Origin of the sequence: Arthrobacter cheniae (genome assembly GCF_003602275.1) — a bacterium.
GTDB lineage: Bacteria > Actinomycetota > Actinomycetes > Actinomycetales > Micrococcaceae > Arthrobacter_D > Arthrobacter_D cheniae.
Genome location: NZ_QZVT01000001.1, coordinates 651,627 through 669,337, shown reverse-complemented (window position 1 = coordinate 669,337; position 17,711 = coordinate 651,627). Strand labels below are relative to the sequence as shown.

Below are 17,711 nucleotides of genomic sequence, written 5' to 3'. Positions count from 1 at the left end.
CGCCGGTTCAGGAGGCCTTCCTTGCGGACCTGCTTCAGCAGCACCGAGTAGGAGGCGACGACGTCGTTCGGCCTGGAAATACGGACGGTACGCGCAGCTGCGGCAATGCTCATGAATGTCCCTGGGGGTCGCGGTCGGCTTCCCAGCCAGGGGTGGGGTGCTAGCCCGTAGATGGTTTCATTCTACGGGAGCCCGCTGGACGGAACCTGATCGCCGATCCTCGCACACGAGAGGTGTGCGGGCAGGTGTTCAGGGGTGCTGTGGCGGGTTGCCGTCGTCGTAGTGACCCGGCCATTCCCCGACCGGTATCCGCGTGATCTCGCGGATCCGCCCTGCGGTCCCCCACTCGTTCCTGCCGAGCCGTGACAGTGGTCGGAGCGCGTCGATGGAGGGGAGCCCGCCGTCGAGAGTTTCCTCGGACACCACCGCGTGCAGCACTTCCCCGAAAACGAGCGTGCAATTCCCCATGTCCTGGATGAGGTGGAGCCGGCATTCGAGGGCCACGGGTGATTCCAGGACGCGGGGCGGCGTGACCGTTGCGCTGGGCTCCCGGGTGAGGCCTACGGCGTCGAACTCGCTGACGTCCGGCGGGAAGTCGGTGCCGGTCGCGTTGACGGCTTCGAAGAGGTCCTCCGGCGTGAAGCTGACCACGAACTCGCCGGTGGCCTCGATGTTGCGGACCGAATCCTTGCGGCCTACCGAGGTGAACTGCACGATCGGCGGGTTGACCGACGCGATGGTGAAGAACGAGTGCGGGGCGAGGTTGTCCACGCCGTCCACCGACGTCGAGGAGATCCAGGCGATGGGCCTTGGAACCACTACGGACGTGAGGAACTTGTAGAAGGCGCGGCTCGAGTGCGGATCAGGTACGACGTCCCTGCGCATGGCGGCGGCCTAACCTTCCTGCGCGAGCAGGTCGCGCAGCCCGAGTGGGCGGCGGCCGGTGAGGCGCTCGACGTCGTGCGAGACGTCCGCCATCTCGCCGCGTGCGATCGCCGTGTAGGTGCTGACCCAGGCCTCGACCAGCCAGCGCGGTGCGCCGTGGTGCGCCCGGGACTCCATGGCCGCCTCGTAGGTCTGGTCCTCGAAGCGGATCGTCGCGGGGGTGAGCTCGGTGATGGTCGCGGCCGCCTCGGCGAGGGTGAAGGCCTCCGGTCCGGTCAGGTGGTACGCCGTCCCCGCGTGGTCGTCGGGTGAGCGCAGCACGGCGGCGGCGGACCGGGCGACGTCGGCCTGCGCGACGGCCGAGAGCCGGCCTTCTCCGGCGGGGCCGCGGATGACGCCGTCCTCCGCGAGGGCGGGAACGAAGTCGAGGTACAGGTTGTCCCGGAGGAAGGTCCAGCTCATGCCGGATCGGCGGATGTGCTCTTCGGTGTACCAGTGGTCGCGGCCGAGGAGGAATACGGCATCCGGTGCTGCCCCGAGGAACGAGGTGTAGACGATGTGCCGCACGCCCGCCTCCGCGGCCGCGTCGATGAAGGTGCGGTGCGTCGCCACGCGGTCGGCCTCCTCCGCGGCCGACACCATGAAGAGGATGTCGACGCCGGCGAGGGCATCCACCGAGGAGTCGAAATCCGCATAGGTGGTCTGCCGCACCACGGACTCCGGGAGGTGCTGGGCGCGGTCGGGCGAACGGACCGGCAGCACCAGGGGGAATCCCTCGCCCGCGAGCATCCGGGCGACGCCGCCGCCTATCGTGCCGGTCGATCCCGTGACTGCGATGCGCTGGTCCATGTCGATGTCAGCCGTGGCGGGCCGCATATTATTTCCGCACCTCCTGGGCGGCGACCTCGGCATCGCCCTGCTGGACCGCGACTAGACTGGTCGGACTATGGATTCCATGCGCAAGCTCCGCACCCCGATCATCTGGCTCGTCATCGTCGCCCTGGTCCTGAGCGTCGGCGCCGGTCTGTTCTCAGCGGTGTTCTGACCGTTCTCCCCCGCTGAGGGTTCCCCTCCGCGCTGATCCGGCCGGGCTCAGCGTAGCCATGCGAGCTGGGTCGCGCCATCCCTTCCCGGCCCTCGAACCTGCTTGTAGGGGTAACCCCGCCCGCCTAGGGTAGTAAGCAGGCTTAGCTTGGTCGCTGGGCCGACCGCCCTTCTCGGCGCCACTGCGGCGCGGGACTCGCCTTCTGCACAGGGAGCACACGTATGACCTCGGAGAGCACGACAGGAACGACCGACCAGTACACCTTCCAGAACCCCGTGACGAGGTTCGAGAGCATCACGCCACCGGCCGACCAGACGCCCGAGCCCGGGCTCGAGGCCGACATGGAAATCAAGGCGGACCGCGGTGAGACCTCGTACCGGGGAACCGGACGCCTCGTGGGACGCAAGGCCCTCATCACCGACGCGGACTCCGGCATCGGTGCAGCCGTCGCCATCGCCTACGCCCGGGAGGGGGCCGACGTCGCCCTGTCCTACCTCCCGGAAGAGGAGGAGGACGCGCAGGTGATCAAGGGGATCATCGAGGCCGAGGGCCGCACGGCCGTCTGCATCCCGGGTGACCTGAAGGACCCCGCCTACTGCATCTCGCTGGTCCAGCAGGCAGCACAGGGCCTCGATGGCCTGGACATCCTCGTGAACAACGCCGGGAAGCAGGTGGCCGTCGAATCCCTCGAGGACCTGAGCGACGAGCAGCTGGACCACACGTACAAGACGAACATCTACTCGTTCTTCCGCGTGACGAAGGAAGCGCTCAAGCACCTCAAGCCCGGATCCGCGATCATCAATTCGACCTCCATCCAGGCATACGAGCCGTCACCGACCCTCGTGGACTACGCGAGCACCAAGGCCGCGATCAACAACTTCACCAAGGGCCTCGCGCAGCAGCTTGCTCCGAAAGGTATCCGGGTCAACGCCGTGGCTCCGGGTCCCATCTGGACTCCGCTGCAGCCCTCCGGTGGCCAACCCGCGGAGGCATTGCCCGAGTTCGGGAAGGACACCCCCTTGGGACGGGCGGGTCAGCCGACCGAGCTCGCACCCGCCTATGTCTTCCTGGCGTCGTCCGAGGCGAGTTACGTCCTTGGCGAGACGCTGAACGTCAACGGCGGAATGCCCTCGCCCTGAGACCTCCTGTCGACACAACAACCCCGGACTCTTCCGAGTCCGGGGTTGTTCTGTAGAACAGGACTGTTCTGGCCGGGCCTGCGCATGAAGCGGGCTACCAGGGGCTCCTCACGCTGGGTTCAGGCGGTCTCTTCGAGGGCATCGAAATCGGTGCGGTCGATCTTTCGGTGGTATCGCATGCCGGCGAGACCGCCGAGGATCGCGCCGACGAGGGCGATGGCGGCCACGATGAGGAGTCCTATCAGGCCGGGGCCCGTGAGGTCCTGCGCGGAGGGGACGCCGAGGCCCTGGAAGCGCTCGGTCACATTGGCCTGGTTGCCGACGATGAGGCCGATGATGGCGAGCACCACGGCAATGATGACAGCCCACAGCCATACGGCCACACCCTGCTTCACACCGCTGAAGCGCGCCATCCGTCCGGCGACGTAACCACCGGCGTAGTAGGAGAGCAGCAGGATGATGCCGAGCACGACGGCCGCGGTGATGCCCATGCTCTGCGCCTCACCGGAACCGCTGGTCAGGTCCGACGCCGAGAGGTTTGCGCCGTAACCGAAGACCCCGGCGACAGCCCCGACGAGGGTTGAGAGCAGGACGAACATACCGGTGGCAGTCAGCCAGCCGAAGAAGGCGGAGCCGAACTTCATGCCACCGAAGTGTTCCTTCTCGCGCTGGTGGATGAGCTTGCGGTCCTCGAGGCTCGGCAGACCCGAGCCGGTGCCGGCTCCGGCAGCAGCTGCTCGTGGGTACTGGCGGTCACGGTCCGCGTCGCGGGGCTCATCTCGGGACTTCGACGCCGTGACGGGCACCACCTGGGTGTGTGCCTGGGTCTTCGGCGCATCGCGGTGGGCTGCTGTGTCACGCGAGGCGGAGACGGGTGTAGGCCTCGTGTGCTCACGGGTGGGGGTGTCCGTGGTGGTCCTGTCACCCGACGACGGATCCGAATACATGCCCGGGACGTACTCACCACTGGTGTCGTCGTCCGAAGAGTACCCGCCGGGCACGTAGTCGCCCGCGCCGTCGTCGTTCGCTGAGGCGCGGGATGAACCCGCGGGGCGATCCGGGCCTGCGCCACTGTCCGCACGGCCGGCGCTGGTGGCTCCTGCGCCGGAGCGACCTGTGTCCATCAGCTCTGTGGGGCTGTCCTCGTGCCGCGGGCCGTTGTCCGCGCCGCGGCGCTCGTCGTCCCTGTTCCCTGTTCCTGGTGTGCTCACTGGTCCTCCTGATTTCAGGGCCCTCGGGCTCGCTAAGTTGGCTTAGTATTCTCCCAGTATTCCATGGTGTGACGCGTCGGTACCGCTCCACAGCGTCGCGTCGCGCAAGGCAGTGCAAGACTTGACCCATGGATCTACAGGTCTTCATGACAGTGGTGTGCGGTGCGCTCATCGCAGTCGGTATCGCAGGAGTTGTGGTACCGATCCTTCCGGGGAGCATCCTCATCATCGTGTCGCTGCTCACCTGGGCCCTGACCGTGGCGAGTACGGAAGGGTGGGTCGTCTTCGCGATCGGCACCGTCCTGGCGGGAGCGGGCCTCGGCGCAGGGGTGGTCCTCACCGGGCGGACGCTCAAGCAGCGCCGCATCCCCGGCCGGTCGGTGACAATCGGCGTACTGCTGGGTGTCGTCGGGATGTTCGTGATCCCGGTCGTGGGGCTCTTCGTCGGCTTCGCCCTCGGGCTCTTCGCGAGCGAGTACGCGCGGCAGCGGGATGGCCGTGCGGCCGTCACTTCGAGCCTTCACGCCCTGAAGGCGACGGGCCTCGGTATCCTCGCGGAGCTCGCCCTCGCCTGCCTTGCCGGGACCACGTGGGTCATCGGCGTGTGGGTCTACTTCGCCACGGCCTGACAGGTCCCGCACGCCGCGCGAACCAGTGCGGTGCCGTGCATCCGTCCGGTTCCCCGCCCCCGCCGCATGCCGGGGTCCTCAGGACTTGCCGGAGATGGACAGCGCGGCGACGATCAGCGCCAGGTGGCTCAGGCCCTGCGGGACATTGCCCATGAAGGAGTTGTCGGAGGGCTCGATCATCTCGGACATGATGCCGACGTCGTTCGCAAGGGGCAGGAGCTCCTCCATCAGGTCCACCGCTTCGTCGCGCCTGCCGACGCTGACGAGTGCCGACACCATCCAGTAGGCGCAGGCGACGAACGTAGCTTCTTCCTCCTGCATGCCGCTGTAGCGGTGCAGCAGGGGGCCGGCGCCGAGCTCGTCCCGCAGCGCGTCGATGGTGGAGGACATCCGCGGGCCGGTGTCGAACCCGCTCATGGCGTGCAGGAGGATAGAGGCGTCGAGGTCGGTGGACCCCGGGTACCAGACGTAGCTCTGGCGCTCCTCCGACCAGCCGTTCTCGTGGACCCAGTCGTTGATGCGATCGCGCTCTGCGGCCCACCGCTCCACCGGGCCCTGCAGCTGTCCGTGCTCCGAGAGGAGCACCGCGCATCGGAGTGCGTTCCAGCAGCCGAGCTTCGACGTGACGTAGTGGCGTTCCTCCGGCAGTTCCCACATGCCGGCGTCGCGCCGCCGCCAGATGTCGCAGGTCAGGTCCGCGAGGTCCGCGAGTTGCCGCATCGTCGCCGGATCCAGGACGTGTCCCGCCTGCACGTACTGCCACACGATGTCGAACACGTCCCCGAAGACGCCCAGCTGCAGCTGCCCGGCGGCGGGGTTGCCATCCACGACCGGACCGATGTTCCGCCACCCCGTCAGGTCCGGCCTGTGCGTGCCCTCGGGTATATCGCCGTTCAGCCGTGTGAACACCTCGAGATCGGCGCCCTGCGAGCGAAGGTTCTTGAGCATCCACGACACAGCGGCATGGACTTCTTCGCGGAGTCCCGCGCGGGTGAGGGAGTGCAGCGTGTACGCGGTGTCGCGCACCCACGCGTAGCGGTAATCCCAGTTCTTCCCGCCCTCAGCGCTCTCCGGGAGGGAGGTTGTCGCAGCGGCGGCGATGGACCCGGACGGGCTGTGCAGCAGCAGCTTCAGGGTGAGCGCGCTCCGGAGGACGGCGTGGCGGTAGTCGCCGTCGTAGGCGAAGTTGTCCGACCACGTCTGCCAGTTGAGGATGGTGCGGTCCACGCCGTCGTCGATGGTCTGTGGGTCCGGCAGGGGGAGCGGCTCGCCATGCGTGGAGACGACGGCGACGAGGTGGCGGGAACCTTCCGAGGTGGTGAAGGCGCCGTCCACGGACCGGCCCTCCGGTGCCTTCAGGCCGTGATTGATACCCCGGATGCCCAGTCCGACGGCGTCGATCCGCAGCACCGGATCCTCCGAGCCCCTGTCGAGCCACGGCGAGGCCGTGCCGAAACAGGTGCCGGGAGCGACGGACCACGCCATGTCCACGGTTCCGGTGAGCCCGTCGATGCGCCGTGCCAGCTCACCCCAGGGCAACCTCCCGGCGACACCGGTGTTGAGCGAGTCGGTGACGCGGGCTGTCCCGGAGGACGTGGTGTACAGGGTCTCGAGGACGTTCGAACCGTCCGCGTACCGCCGTTCCACGGAGAACTCCTCCGTCGGAGCCAGGGCCATGAAGCCCTCGTTCGCGTCGAGGAGGCGGGCAAAGGCCGGCGTCGAGTCGAGATCCGGAGTGGGATACCAGTCGATCGAACCATCCAGTGCCACCAGGGCGACCGTCCGGCCGTCTCCGATCGCCGCGTACGAGCGGATATCGGCGAAGCCGTCCTCGTCTCGCAGTGCGATGATCAGTCCTCTCCCACGCCCTGCGCCACCTTGGAGCGCCTACTTGCCGTTGTAGCGCATCTTGTTGGCTCGAGGCGCCTGGGCTGCGCCACGCTTGCTCATGACGCGGGAGACGATGACGGGCACCAGGGCCAAGAGGATCCTTTTCAGCATGATGAACTCCTTGAGGTCGGGGACCGGACTGTCGCCGCCGGCCGCATTCATCATCCTACGTACTATTCCTGGCCGGGCTGCGGCTCGGCGACGAAGGCCCTCAGCGCGCGCAATTGCGCATCCCGTGCTACCGGGTTCAGGTACATCATGTGGCCGGCCTCATGGTAATGGTGGGTGAAGCGGGCCCGGGCGTCGTCGTCCAGGTTCATGTGGGCCCACACGTATTCGGCGGCGAAGTGCGGCGTTGCGCCGTCGTGATAGCCGTAGTCCACGTGTACCCGAAGGTTCGGATTGTGGACGAGGAGCCGTTCCAGGACACCCGAAACATCGACCGGCGCGCCTTCGAAGGTGCGGTAGCTCCAGGGCTGGACCCGGGCGGTGAGGATCTCGTAGGGGAGGTCGTTCTCGTAGCCGAGCTCGGCGCGGACGTAGTGGTTCATCGCCGCCGAGTAGGGGCCCGTGATCGCCCGGATGCTCGGATCATCCATGGAATCCGAGGCCTGCAGGTTGCCCGGCCTCGCGGTGAAGCGGCCATCGATACGACCGACGGCCAATCCCTCGGATCGGAGGATCTCCGCGGCGAACTCGTGGTACGCCCAGCGGAAATTGGTGCGGCGGATGAAGGCCTCGTCCAGCGTGGTGACGGCATGGAGCCGCGCGACGACCTCCTCGTGCTGCTCGGCGGTCAGCCTGCTGCCCTGCGTGAGCGCGTAGCCGAAGTCCCCGGCGGCGTACTCCTCGGCGTCACGGACGACGTCGGCGAGCTCCCGATCCCCGTGGCGGCCGTGATAGTGCGCGATCGCCGCGTAGGTGGGCAGGTGCAGGGCGTAGGGGAGGTCGCTGCCGGGGAAGAAGCGCAGGGTGGACATGTTGAGCACCGTGGAGATGAGGCCCAGCCCGTTGACGGCCATGCCGTACGCGTCGAAGAGCCGCCCGGCGACGGCGACGGCACGCAGCGTCCCGTAGGACTCGCCGACGAGGTACTTCGGGGAGAGCCAGCGGTTGTTGCGCGTCGTCCAGAGCCGGATGACCTCCGCCACGAGGTCCCTGTCCTGCTCGAAGGCATGGAACTCGTCGGCCTTCTCGCCCTCGACGACGCGGGAGAAGCCGGTGTTGACCGGATCGACCATGACGAGGTCGCTGGACTCGAGGAGGCTGTCGGGGTTGTCGACAAGCCCGAACGGCGCCGGAGTCATGGTCCCCACATCCCCGGAATCGACGAGGCGGGGGCCGAGCAGGCCGAGATGCAACCAGACGGAAGCGGACCCAGGGCCACCGTTGAAGGCGAACGTGACGGGCCGGCCCGGCTCGGCGTCCTGCTTCGTGTACGCGACGATGAAGATCTCGGCCTTGGGCTTGAACCCGTCGGCCTTGCCGTCCTTCGTCTCCTCGCGTCGCAGCACCAGGCGCCCGGTGGTCGTCGTGTACCTCATGCCCGAAGGAGAAGTGTGGTCCCGCACGACGAAATCGTCGGAGACATCCTTGGTATCGGACGTCGCCGGATCCTTCTGAGCGTTCGCCGTGGTGCTTCCCGGTGTGTCCTTCGTCTCATCAGCCATGGCAGAAGACTACCGGTAGTTCCCAGAGGCAACAGCTCAGGACTCGGTGGGTGTCGCTCGTCCTTGGCTGGCGGCGCTGTCCTCGAGGGGCACGTCGGTCTCCGAGCCTCCCACGGCTCCGGCGTCGCCCTGCCACACCCGGTTCTGCTGTGGTTTCGCGAAGAACAGCGCGGCGGCGAAACCGACGAGGATCACGATGGCCGGCAGGTAGAGCGATTGGCCCATCGCGAGGGCGTACCCGGCCCTCGCCTCATCGGGAAGAGCGGTACCCGGGGTGGCTGTCATCCCGCCGTCGCCCAGGTTCGTCATCAGGCGTGACTGCATGATTGCGGCGATGGCCGCGCTGCCGAGGACCGCGCCCATCTGGCGCGTGGTGTTGTACACACCCGAGCCGGCTCCGGCGAGGGACGGTGCGAGGTTGCGGGTGGCCGTGAGGGAGACCGGCGCCCAGATCCCTGCGCTGGCGAGCCCGAGCAGGGAGATGGGCAGGAGGAGGTACCAGATCGGGACATCGGGAGTGAGGATGGCTCCCAGCCAGAACAGGGCGGCGGCCATGCCGGCGAACCCGGCGACGGCCATGTACTTAGGGTTGTTGCGCTGCACGTACTTGCCGACGAAGGGTGCGAGGACGCCCGAGATGACGGCCATCGGGGTCAGCAGGAGGGCGGCCTGGGTGGGGGACAGGCCCCTGACCGTCTGTGCGTAGAGCATGAGCGGCAACGTCATGGTGGTGATGGAGAACCCCATGGCCGTGATCGAGGTGTTGGCCAGCGAGAAGTTGCGGTCGCCGAAGAGCCCGAGCGGTACGAGGGGCTCGCCTCGGGTGATCTTCTGCCAGATCACGAAGGCGACGAGGAGCACCAGGCCCGTGATGATCAGCGACCAGACGGAGAGGGGTCCCGCAATCGTTCCCCAGTCGTAGCTCTCGCCCTCCTGGACGCCGAACACCAGGCAGAACAGGCCGACCGCGCTGAGGAACACCCCGGGTAGGTCGAACCCCTGCGACGTCGTCTGCAGGGTGGGCACGAGGCGGTAGGCGAGGATGAACCCGACGACGCCGACGGGGACGTTGATGAAGAAAATCCACTCCCACCCTGCGGTATCGACCAGGACACCGCCGAGGACGGGGCCGACGAGGGTTGCGATGCCGGCGACCGAGCCCCACAGTCCCATGGCCGCACCCCGGCGATCCGGCGGGAAGATCCGGGTGATGACGGACATGGTCTGCGGCGTCATCAGTGCGGCGCCGAGGCCCTGGAAGACGCGGGCGATGATGAGTACCTCCACGCTTCCCGACAATCCGCACCACGCGCTCGAGAGGGTGAAGACCACGAGGCCCACGAGGTAGATCCGCTTCGGCCCGAAGCGGTCGCCGAGCCGACCGGCAACGAGCAGGGGGACGGCGAAGGCCAGCAGATAGGCGCTGGTCACCCAGATGACGCTGTCGATGCCGGCATCGAGCCCGGCCATGATGGCGGGCGTCGCGACGGAGACGATCGTCGAGTCGACGAGGATCATGAAGAAGCCGATGACGAGTGACCAGAGGGCGGGCCAGGGCCTCACGCCGTCGTCGTGCAGCGGCGCAGGAGCCGTCTGTCGGGGATTGCTGGGCATGGCGAGAAGACTACTCTCGGGGGCCGACCTTCCGGAGTGGTATCCCGACGTGCATGGCACTTTGGGATCAGGCCGTCCTCTTGGGTACAGTGTTGGTGTCCGGAAGAGATGTGCGGGGCTTTAGCTCAGTTGGTAGAGCGTTTCGTTCGCAATGAAAAGGTCAGGGGTTCGATTCCCCTAAGCTCCACGGTTCCGCACCAAGAAGCGAGGCTCCCGCCCACGGGGGCCTCGCTTTTTCGTGATCAATTCGTGCGGTGATACCTGCTACTCGTCGGCGGACTTCCGTGCCCAGGGACGTGCCGCCAGGATCCGCGCGAGCGGACTGAGCCAGGACATCACCACCAGGAGGGTGAACGTGCTGCTCAGGGAGGATCCGATGCTCGTGCCAGGCAGCAGTTGATGCATTCCGAGGAGAATCGCGGCCACGAGCAGCAACTTCTTCACGCCGTTCAGGACGTGCAGGGGGACGGGGCGCGGCCAGGGTGTGAAGTCGACCGAGTCGAGGTCCCCCTGGGGGTACTGCGGGCTCATCGGGCTTCCTTCCTGTACTGGACCTGCACCCATTATCCCCTCGGCCGGCTGACGCGACAGCTATCCCCGGCCCCTGACCGGGGGCCGGGCAGGGGAAGGTCCCCTCTAGCCGAGCACCACCCAGCCACGAGCGGGGACCAGTGCCCTGCCGCCGTCGACCGTTGCTGTGCCTGCCAGGACGGTGGCCGCACCTCCGGCGTCGACCTGACGCTCGCCGTCGGACAGGTTGAGGGCCACCACCAGGGCATCCGGTCCATCGGCGGCCACGCGGTAGGCGAACACCTCGTTCGACAGTTCCAGGACCTGCGTCGTCGCGCGGTGCAGCCAGGGGTGGCGCCGTCGGAGGCCGATCAGCTGGTGGTGGACGTCGAAGACCGGCTTCCCGATGGGGGACAGGGCCGCGGGAGAGGACGGGAACAGGGGCCTGACGTCGTCGTCGCCCCCTGCCCTGTCCTCCTTGACCCCGCGGTAGCCCTGCTCGTCCCCGTAGTAGATGGACGGCGTCCCGCCCACCGTGAGGAGGAGCACGACGGCATGCGGCACCAGGGCGGAATCAGTCACCTTGCTCGCGATGCGGGTGACGTCGTGGTTGCCGATGAAGGTCAGCGGTGCGAAGGAGGCGAGGAGCGCGTTGTGGCGATCGAGGGCGGCCGCCAGTTCGAAGAAGTTGGCATCGTTGAGGGAGCTCCAGACCGCCTTCCACAGCTCGTACTGGGTGACCGAATCGAGGCCCCCGGCACGCACCTCGGCTGCGTAGTCGCCGTGGATGTACTCGCCGACGAAGTAGGCGTCGGGATGGGATGCCCGGACGTGTGCGGTCACGCCTGCCCAGAACGACGACGGGACGGCGTAGGCGGCATCGAGTCGCCAGCCGTCCGCGCCCCGGCCTAGCCAGTACTCCATCACGTCGACGACGAAGTCCGCGACGGCCGGTTCGTCGTGGTTGAGGGCCACGAGATGGTGGTGGCCCTCGAAGTCGCGGTAACGGGGCTCGACGCCGGGACCCGCGCCCTCCGGCCACTCCAACGTGAACCAGCTCACGGTGGCGGCTTCCGGACCCTGGGCCAGGACATCCTGGAACGCGGCGAACGAACGCCCTGCGTGGTTGAAGACGCCGTCGAGCAGGATCCGCAATCCGCGCTGGTGGGCTTCGGCCACGAGGGTGTCGAAGTCCTCGAGCGTGCCGAGGCGGGGGTCGATCCGGAAGTAGTCGGTGGTGTCGTACCCGTGCGTCTCGGAGGCGAAGACGGGGCCGAGTGCCAGCCCCGACGCGCCCAGCCCGACCACGTAGTCGAGCCACGGCACCAGATCCAGGAGTCGGTGTTCGGCGGACGGCTGCTCGATGGCCGACTTCTCGGCCCCGACGAAACCGAGGGGGTAGACCTGCCACCAGATGGCATGTTCGACCCAGGAGGAATTCTTCACGTGCTGGTTACCCTTCCAACGATTCTGCGGCCGGCCCGGGCCGCATCCCACTCAGCCTACGTCGACGAGGAGGTGCCCGGAGATCCCTGGCCTCGTGCGCGTCCTTCGATACTCGTCCCCTCCGGGGCGTTCGGTTCAGCCCCGCTCGGCGGCGGTGAACGTGGCGTCGACGAGGTCCTGGAGTTCGTCCTGGGTGCCGTCCGGCAGGGTGTCCTTGGCAGTGCGGAGGGCCGTCACGGCGAGGTCCCCGCGTGTGCCGATGATCGTCATTGTCTGCTGCTTCCCGCCGTCCGAGGACGACTGCACGGACGAGGTTCCCACGGTGCTCTCGGCCTTCGTCGAGGCATCCACCGCTTCGACGGTCTGTTCGATCACCACGCCCTGCGCGTCCACGCTGAACGACGAGCAGACCTCCAGCGCTGCTGCAGGAACTGCCGCGAGGCCCTTGGAGGAGTCGATGTCCGCGGAGGATGCAGCCGACACGATGGTCTGGACGGCGTCCCCGTTGGAGCTGGAGACGCCCGTCGCAACCCCCGCGCCCTCGGGCGCCTCGAGACTGTTCGACACGAAGACCTTGCAGTCCTCCGGAGTGACTGTCACGGCCTCGAGGAACTGCCGGGCCTGATCCATGCTCTGTTCGATCTGCGCGGTGGGGATCATCTGCAGGGATGTCCCGTCCGCCTGGGTCACGGTCCCGAGGATGGTCGCGAGGTCGTCGGAGGAGTAGGACCCCGTCTCCTCGCTACCCGCCCCGGTCCCGCTGGTGGCCGATGGGGACTCGGACGGACCGCTCGATGCCGACTCGGACGGACCGCTCGATGCCGGCGACGACGAGCACGCCGTCAGTGCGAGAAGGGCGGCAAGGGAGAGTCCCGCAAGGGGGATGACGCGTGGCATGGGGATCCTTCGGTGGCTGCCGGACCCTCGGCCCGCTCCGGCAAGGTTACACAACCCGGCCGGGCGAACCCTCCGAGCTGTGCCGTATCGGGAGCCGGGGGAGGTGCCTGCCGGTACGGCGGTAGATGTGCGCGCAGAAGACCACGAGCAGCAGGACGTGCACCGCGTCCCCGCCGTAGTACATGAGCTGGGCCGCCTGCTCGGCGTCGGGCGGTAGCCCACCACGACCGGCGGCGGAGTAGAGGTGTTTGGCCACGACCCCGTGCGCCGCGATCGACGCGAGGATCGCGGCCGCGCGAACCCCTTCGGAAGCCCGGTGGGGGTTGGGATCCAGTCCGACGACGGCGTAGGTGAAGAGTGCGCCCGAGGCCACGAAGTGCACGTGGATCAGGGGCCCGAGCAAGGGGTGGTGGAGCAGTGGAAGGGCCGTTCCGTCCCAGTAGAGGAATGCCATCGGCACCACGGTGAGCAGCAGCGCGACCATGGGATGCCCGATCATCCGGAGCGGCGCGCTTCCGGCCATTCCGGTGAGTCGCCGACCTGCACAAGCGGGGACGGCCCGGAGGACCAGGGTCGCGGGCCTGCCGAGTACCAGCAGGAGGGGGACGAGCAGGCCGAGGACGAGGTGGACCGCGGTGTGCACCGTGAGGCTCCCCGCAGCCGTCGAGGAGATGGGACCCGCGGTCACGGCAAGGCCCAGCCCGATGCCGGTGAGCCAGGACACCGTGCGCCGCACCGGCCACTGCGTCCGCCCGCGCAGCACGGCGGCGCGGCCCGCGACGAGGTAGCCCGCGGCGAGTCCCAGCCACACGAGGACGACGGCGGTTTCCAGGGCGAAGGCGCTGAGGTCACCCGTGCCGGACGCGGTCCCGGCTTCTCCGTGGTGAAGAACGAACGGATGCTGCAGGAGCGGGTTGTCGAGAGCCACCCGGTGGAGGACGTCAGGCATGCTGCGCGTCCGGGTCCCTGCCCCGGCCTTTCCCTCTGGTCCCGCCCTCTGTGCGCCGCGCCGCCAGCACTACGAGGAGCCCGGCCACGAGGAACGCCAGCGCCGCTCCGTTCCACATCAGGTCATAGGGGAGGAGGTCCACGCCGTACCGGATCTCGTGCAGGTCGAGGAGCTTGTGCTGCACGAGTCCGTCGAACAGTTGGAAGGCACCGACACCCACGAGGATGCCGCCCAACCATCGGCGGGTGTGCAGTGACCCGCGTCGCCTGAGGTCGGCGAACAGGAAGAGGGAAGCGACGGTCGCGAACCAGCTGAACGCATGGAAGAGGCCATCGGACACGAGACCGGCCGCGGGCGTGGAGCGGTCGTAGAAGTGGTGCCAGTGCAGGAGTTGGTGGAACACGGCCTCGTCGAGGAAGGCGATGATGCCGCAGCCGAACAGGATGCCCACGAGGACGTTCCGACTTTCGAGGCGCGCAGCGCCGGTCCGGGGACCGGGGGTCGGAGGGCGGGTGGACGAAGCGATGGTGTTCCCCGTCGTCGAAGGATCCGGACCCCTTCAGCGTGCCAGCAGTGCAGGAGGAGCGTCCAGCACATTCACGCCACAGGCGGAAGCAGTCGGCATCGGGGCTTCGCTGTGTCGAGACCTGGCCGGCGTGGAGCGGGCCACGGACGATCGGTTCGCCCGAGTGCGGACCTCGGACGATCGGTTCGCCCGAGTGCGGACCTCGGACGATGAGTTCCTTGTTCAGGAGACTTTTTTGCCATACCACCAGTGGGCGGTCTCGCCAGCCCGACGGGAGGCTACGGGAAGGGGAACGATGAGGGCTGTGCGCTGCGGGTGCGTGAGGATCATGCGGAGTGCGGCCAGCAACGCCGTGGGGAGGGAAACCAGGACAGCGACGGCGAGGGCGTACATCGCCAGGGCCGCGTGCAGCGGCGAGTGGTAGAGGCCTTCCATCAGGGCCGCGCTGCCGAGCCACAGCCACAGCCAGAACAGGCCGATCACGTACAGCAGCGATCGCGCGCGCCTGTAACGCAACGGATAATGCATCCGCCCACGCTCCATATTCGTCTCCCCAGACTTATGTTTCCGAACCCGCCCTAGGCAGGTCCACTGGATGAATGATAGACCGGGATCGAGGCTTTCCCGATCAGGACGATGCTTCCCTCGATAGTGGGTTGCGGGAGGGTGTTGACTTCGCCCTTGGGGCGGGGTCGATGCTGGACTCCACCGCGGTCGCTGGCCGCTCGAGGGAGGGCTGATGACTGATTCGACCTGGCTCACAGCAGGGGTCTTCGCGCAGCGTGCGCGACTCTCACCCAAAGCTCTGCGTCTCTACGCCGAGAACGGTCTGTTGGTGCCGGAGAAGTGGGATCCGCAATCGGGCTACCGCTTGTATGCCTCCGAGCAACTGCGCGACGCACGGTTGATCAGGATGCTGCGGCGCGCCGGTATGCCGATGCGATCAGTAGCAGAGCTGATGCAGGCACCGCGCGAACAACGTGACTCCCACATCGCAGCCTGGTGGAGCCGGGCTGTCGCGGAGTTCAACGACCGCCGCACCGTCGTCGAGCACCTCTCCCAGGTCATTACCGGTGGAAAAGATTCCTACACCATGTTCCCTGTAACAACTCGCAGAGTACCCACGCAGACGCTCCTTACCGAACAGGACTACGTCGACGTCGCACGTCTGAGCGATTGGATCGTACAGGCAGGGCTGCGACAACTTGCAGCCGCCGCTGCTGTCGGAGGACAGACGGCGGCATCGATCGTGATCTACCACGGCGACGTCTCCGAGGACAGCGACGGACCCGTCGAGTCGGCAGTCCCCATCGACCCCGGACGAGCCATCGAGGCGACCTTGCCCACCAGGGTGGAGCCGGCGCACCACGAAGCGTTCGTCACCATCAGCCGCGCCCAGATCCGTTACCCGGACATCCTCTCCGCGTACGACGCCGTCGAGGCTTGGATAACCCGGAGTGACCTCACGCAGACAGGACCGCCTCGCGAGTACTACTTCGCCGACCCCAGCACCGGACCCGAGGACGAACCGGTGGCACACATCGCATTCCCTGTCTCCGGGCCGGCCGACAGCTAGCGAGCTGGGCCGGAGAGGCCGCCGGATGGTGGCATCCGTTCCAGGGTGTGGGAATCAAGACGGAAGGCCGCACCACCTGGGGCGGTCCGGCCTCCGTCGACGGTTACGGGTTACTTCTTTTCGCCGTCTTTGCCGTCGAGGGTGTCCTTTGCCTTGTCTTTGGCCTGGTCCACCTTTTCCGGGTTGTCCTGTGCATAGTCCTTGGCCTTGTCGGCCATTCCACCGATGTCCGCCATAGGTTGATCCCTTTCGTCGAACCGGTCCGCGGCCCTGCCGTGGCCTGCCGCAGCATGACCCGATAATCGTGCACCCGGAACGGGCGCACTGGTAGGCACCGCGACCGCTGACGAAAATGAGGATGTGCCGACGACGATGTGGTACTGGTGGCGGGCCGCAGTCAGAGGGTCACGGCGGCCCTGGGTAGCTCCACATCCGCGGTCGCGTCACCGAGCAGGCGGACGTGGTCCGGGTTGAGGTCCTCGATGCGGTTCACGCCGAGCAGCTGCATGGTGCGGGCGGTCTGCGTTCCGAGGATCTCGATGGTGCGGTCCACGCCCTTGCGCCCGCCGGCCATGAGGCCGTAGAGGTACGCCCGACCGATCAGTGTGAAATCCGCGCCGAGGGCTACGGCCGCGACGATATCGCCGCCACTCATGATGCCGGTATCGAGGATGATGTCCGTCTTGCCCGTCAGCTCTGCGGCCACGCGCGGCAGCAGATGGAGGGGGATCGGAGCGCGGTCGAGCTGTCGGCCGCCGTGGTTGGACAGGATGATCCCGTCGGCTCCGTGGTCCACGGCCTTCTTCGCGTCGTCGAGCGTCTGGATCCCCTTCACCACGAGGTTCCCCTTCCAGACGCTGCGCAGCCAGTCGAGGTCCTCGTAGGTGAGCGTGGGATCGAACATCGAGTTGATGAGATCCGCGACCGTGCCTGAATAGCGCGAGAGCGAGGCGAAGGAGAGCGGTTCGTGCGTGAGGAAGTTGAACCACCAGGCCGGACGGTAGGAGGCGTCGAGAACGGTCTTCAGGGTGAGGGCCGGCGGAATGGTCATGCCGTTGCGGACATCGCGGAGGCGGGCGCCGGCGACGGCGGTGTCCACGGTGACCATGAGGGTATCGTTCCCGGCGGCGGCGGCACGGGCGATGAGCTCCATCGAGCGGTCCCGGTCCGTCCACAGGTAGAGCTGGAACCAGTTGCGTCCGTTGGGAGCGGCCTGCGCGACGTCCTCGATGGAAGCGGTGCCCATCGTCGAGAGTGTGTAGGGGATTCCCGCCGCCTCCGCGGCCTGCGACCCGGCGTACTCGCCCTCGGACTGCATCATGCGGGTGAATCCTGTCGGTGCGATACCGAAGGGCAGCGCGGAGCTGCCGCCGAGGATGGGCGTGACGGTGCTGACCGTCTGCACATTTCGGAGGATGCCCGGCCGGAACTCCAGATCGAGGAAGGCTTCGCGCGCCCGGCCGAGAGAGATCTCCGCTTCGGCGGCACCGTCGGTGTAGTCGAAGGGGGCCGTGGGAGTGCGCCGCTTCGCCATGTCGCGCAGGTCCCAGATGGTATTGGCCCGCTGCAGTCTCGCTGCCGCGCCGAACTCCGGCTTCTTGAACTGCATGAGGGGAGCGAGGTCCGCAACTCGAGGGATGCGGCGTTTGAGGGCCGGCGGAACAGCTGCGCTGGGGAGTGTCTGCATGGCGTGCCTTCGTTCGTCGGGCGGGTGCGGGTAACGC

At 67.5% G+C, this 17,711-nt stretch carries 18 protein-coding genes and 1 tRNA gene; 4 read left to right on the top strand and 15 right to left on the bottom strand.

The features are described from left to right. Positions 1–249: 249 nt before the first annotated feature. Positions 250–885 (bottom strand): flavin reductase family protein, encoded by a 636-nt coding sequence (locus tag D6T63_RS03215; protein ID WP_120147537.1) that lies wholly within the window; start codon positions 883–885, stop codon positions 250–252. A 9-nt stretch (positions 886–894) separates the two neighbouring features. Then, positions 895–1,761: an SDR family oxidoreductase gene (locus D6T63_RS03210; protein ID WP_235830514.1), complete on the bottom strand. Its 867-nt coding sequence runs from the start codon at positions 1,759–1,761 to the stop codon at positions 895–897. Between the two features lie 390 nt (positions 1,762–2,151). Here D6T63_RS03210 and D6T63_RS03205 point away from each other — a divergent pair, with 390 nt between their 5' ends. Continuing rightward, positions 2,152–3,069: an SDR family oxidoreductase gene (locus tag D6T63_RS03205; RefSeq protein WP_120147536.1), complete on the top strand. Its 918-nt coding sequence runs from the start codon at positions 2,152–2,154 to the stop codon at positions 3,067–3,069. Positions 3,070–3,188: 119 nt separating this feature from the next. Here the strand turns inward: D6T63_RS03205 and D6T63_RS19680 are convergent, their stop codons facing one another. Then, positions 3,189–4,280: a YrzE family protein gene (locus tag D6T63_RS19680; protein WP_120147535.1), complete on the bottom strand. Its 1,092-nt coding sequence runs from the start codon at positions 4,278–4,280 to the stop codon at positions 3,189–3,191. Between the two features lie 128 nt (positions 4,281–4,408). Here D6T63_RS19680 and D6T63_RS03195 point away from each other — a divergent pair, with 128 nt between their 5' ends. Continuing rightward, complete coding sequence (locus D6T63_RS03195; protein ID WP_120147534.1) at positions 4,409–4,909, top strand: DUF456 domain-containing protein; 501 nt, start codon at positions 4,409–4,411, stop codon at positions 4,907–4,909. 78 nt (positions 4,910–4,987) lie between these two features. On the opposite strand, the gene D6T63_RS03190 is transcribed toward D6T63_RS03195, so the two are convergent. From D6T63_RS03190 to D6T63_RS03180, 4 genes are read right to left on the bottom strand one after another with little or no spacing between them, the layout of a single operon-like run. Continuing rightward, complete coding sequence (locus D6T63_RS03190; protein WP_407923696.1) at positions 4,988–6,760, bottom strand: glycoside hydrolase family 15 protein; 1,773 nt, start codon at positions 6,758–6,760, stop codon at positions 4,988–4,990. Positions 6,761–6,796: 36 nt separating this feature from the next. Then, entirely contained in the window at positions 6,797–6,964 is a 168-nt protein-coding gene (locus tag D6T63_RS19130) for a hypothetical protein (RefSeq protein WP_182976853.1), read from the bottom strand. A gap of 8 nt (positions 6,965–6,972) precedes the next feature. Next, positions 6,973–8,469: a S10 family peptidase gene (locus tag D6T63_RS03185; protein ID WP_120147532.1), complete on the bottom strand. Its 1,497-nt coding sequence runs from the start codon at positions 8,467–8,469 to the stop codon at positions 6,973–6,975. A gap of 36 nt (positions 8,470–8,505) precedes the next feature. Next, complete coding sequence (locus D6T63_RS03180; RefSeq protein ID WP_120147531.1) at positions 8,506–10,083, bottom strand: DHA2 family efflux MFS transporter permease subunit; 1,578 nt, start codon at positions 10,081–10,083, stop codon at positions 8,506–8,508. Positions 10,084–10,197: 114 nt separating this feature from the next. Between D6T63_RS03180 and D6T63_RS03175 the strand changes: the two genes are divergently transcribed. Continuing rightward, positions 10,198–10,270 (top strand) — tRNA-Ala (locus D6T63_RS03175). 77 nt (positions 10,271–10,347) lie between these two features. Here the strand turns inward: D6T63_RS03175 and D6T63_RS03170 are convergent. The 6 genes from D6T63_RS03170 to D6T63_RS03145 form a co-directional block, all read right to left on the bottom strand. Next, a complete protein-coding gene (locus D6T63_RS03170) occupies positions 10,348–10,614 on the bottom strand; it encodes a hypothetical protein (protein WP_120147530.1) in 267 nt (88 codons plus the stop codon). Positions 10,615–10,719: 105 nt separating this feature from the next. Beyond that, entirely contained in the window at positions 10,720–12,039 is a 1,320-nt protein-coding gene (locus tag D6T63_RS03165) for an alpha-amylase family glycosyl hydrolase (RefSeq protein WP_120147529.1), read from the bottom strand. A gap of 135 nt (positions 12,040–12,174) precedes the next feature. Next, entirely contained in the window at positions 12,175–12,936 is a 762-nt protein-coding gene (locus tag D6T63_RS03160; protein WP_120147528.1) for a hypothetical protein, read from the bottom strand. A 46-nt stretch (positions 12,937–12,982) separates the two neighbouring features. Beyond that, positions 12,983–13,885, bottom strand: coding sequence for a cytochrome c oxidase assembly protein (locus tag D6T63_RS03155; protein WP_120147527.1), 903 nt, complete (start codon positions 13,883–13,885; stop codon positions 12,983–12,985). Further along, the gene (locus D6T63_RS03150; protein ID WP_120147526.1) at positions 13,878–14,336 is read right to left on the bottom strand and encodes a DUF2243 domain-containing protein; all 459 of its coding nucleotides are present in this window, start codon (positions 14,334–14,336) and stop codon (positions 13,878–13,880) included. The genes D6T63_RS03155 and D6T63_RS03150 overlap by 8 nt, the downstream gene beginning before the upstream one ends. Before the next feature lie 297 nt (positions 14,337–14,633). Beyond that, complete coding sequence (locus tag D6T63_RS03145; protein WP_120147525.1) at positions 14,634–14,939, bottom strand: hypothetical protein; 306 nt, start codon at positions 14,937–14,939, stop codon at positions 14,634–14,636. 211 nt (positions 14,940–15,150) lie between these two features. Here D6T63_RS03145 and D6T63_RS03140 point away from each other — a divergent pair, with 211 nt between their 5' ends. Further along, positions 15,151–15,987, top strand: a complete 837-nt coding sequence (locus tag D6T63_RS03140) for a MerR family transcriptional regulator (RefSeq protein WP_120147524.1) — start codon at positions 15,151–15,153, stop codon at positions 15,985–15,987. Between the two features lie 110 nt (positions 15,988–16,097). Here D6T63_RS03140 and D6T63_RS19990 read toward each other — a convergent pair whose 3' ends face one another. Then, positions 16,098–16,223: a hypothetical protein gene (locus tag D6T63_RS19990; RefSeq protein WP_268877997.1), complete on the bottom strand. Its 126-nt coding sequence runs from the start codon at positions 16,221–16,223 to the stop codon at positions 16,098–16,100. A 161-nt stretch (positions 16,224–16,384) separates the two neighbouring features. Continuing rightward, positions 16,385–17,674 carry an alpha-hydroxy acid oxidase gene (locus tag D6T63_RS03135; RefSeq protein ID WP_120147523.1) on the bottom strand — a complete coding sequence of 430 codons (1,290 nt, stop codon included), beginning with the start codon at positions 17,672–17,674 and terminating at the stop codon, positions 16,385–16,387. Positions 17,675–17,711: the final 37 nt, after the last annotated feature.

Bases quoted from the DNA above. Each gene is read 5' to 3' on its own strand.
- D6T63_RS03215 (WP_120147537.1), bottom strand. From the start codon at position 885: ATGCGCAGGGACGTCGTACCTGATCCGCACTCGAGCCGCGCCTTCTAC.
- D6T63_RS03210 (WP_235830514.1), bottom strand. From the start codon at position 1,761: ATGCGGCCCGCCACGGCTGACATCGACATGGACCAGCGCATCGCAGTC.
- D6T63_RS03205 (WP_120147536.1), top strand. From the start codon at position 2,152: ATGACCTCGGAGAGCACGACAGGAACGACCGACCAGTACACCTTCCAG.
- D6T63_RS03195 (WP_120147534.1), top strand. From the start codon at position 4,409: ATGGATCTACAGGTCTTCATGACAGTGGTGTGCGGTGCGCTCATCGCA.
- D6T63_RS19130 (WP_182976853.1), bottom strand. From the start codon at position 6,964: ATGATGAATGCGGCCGGCGGCGACAGTCCGGTCCCCGACCTCAAGGAG.
- D6T63_RS03185 (WP_120147532.1), bottom strand. From the start codon at position 8,469: ATGGCTGATGAGACGAAGGACACACCGGGAAGCACCACGGCGAACGCT.
- D6T63_RS03180 (WP_120147531.1), bottom strand. From the start codon at position 10,083: ATGCCCAGCAATCCCCGACAGACGGCTCCTGCGCCGCTGCACGACGAC.
- D6T63_RS03170 (WP_120147530.1), bottom strand. From the start codon at position 10,614: ATGAGCCCGCAGTACCCCCAGGGGGACCTCGACTCGGTCGACTTCACA.
- D6T63_RS03160 (WP_120147528.1), bottom strand. From the start codon at position 12,936: ATGCCACGCGTCATCCCCCTTGCGGGACTCTCCCTTGCCGCCCTTCTC.
- D6T63_RS03155 (WP_120147527.1), bottom strand. From the start codon at position 13,885: ATGCCTGACGTCCTCCACCGGGTGGCTCTCGACAACCCGCTCCTGCAG.
- D6T63_RS03145 (WP_120147525.1), bottom strand. From the start codon at position 14,939: ATGCATTATCCGTTGCGTTACAGGCGCGCGCGATCGCTGCTGTACGTG.
- D6T63_RS03140 (WP_120147524.1), top strand. From the start codon at position 15,151: ATGACTGATTCGACCTGGCTCACAGCAGGGGTCTTCGCGCAGCGTGCG.
- D6T63_RS19990 (WP_268877997.1), bottom strand. From the start codon at position 16,223: ATGGCGGACATCGGTGGAATGGCCGACAAGGCCAAGGACTATGCACAG.
- D6T63_RS03135 (WP_120147523.1), bottom strand. From the start codon at position 17,674: ATGCAGACACTCCCCAGCGCAGCTGTTCCGCCGGCCCTCAAACGCCGC.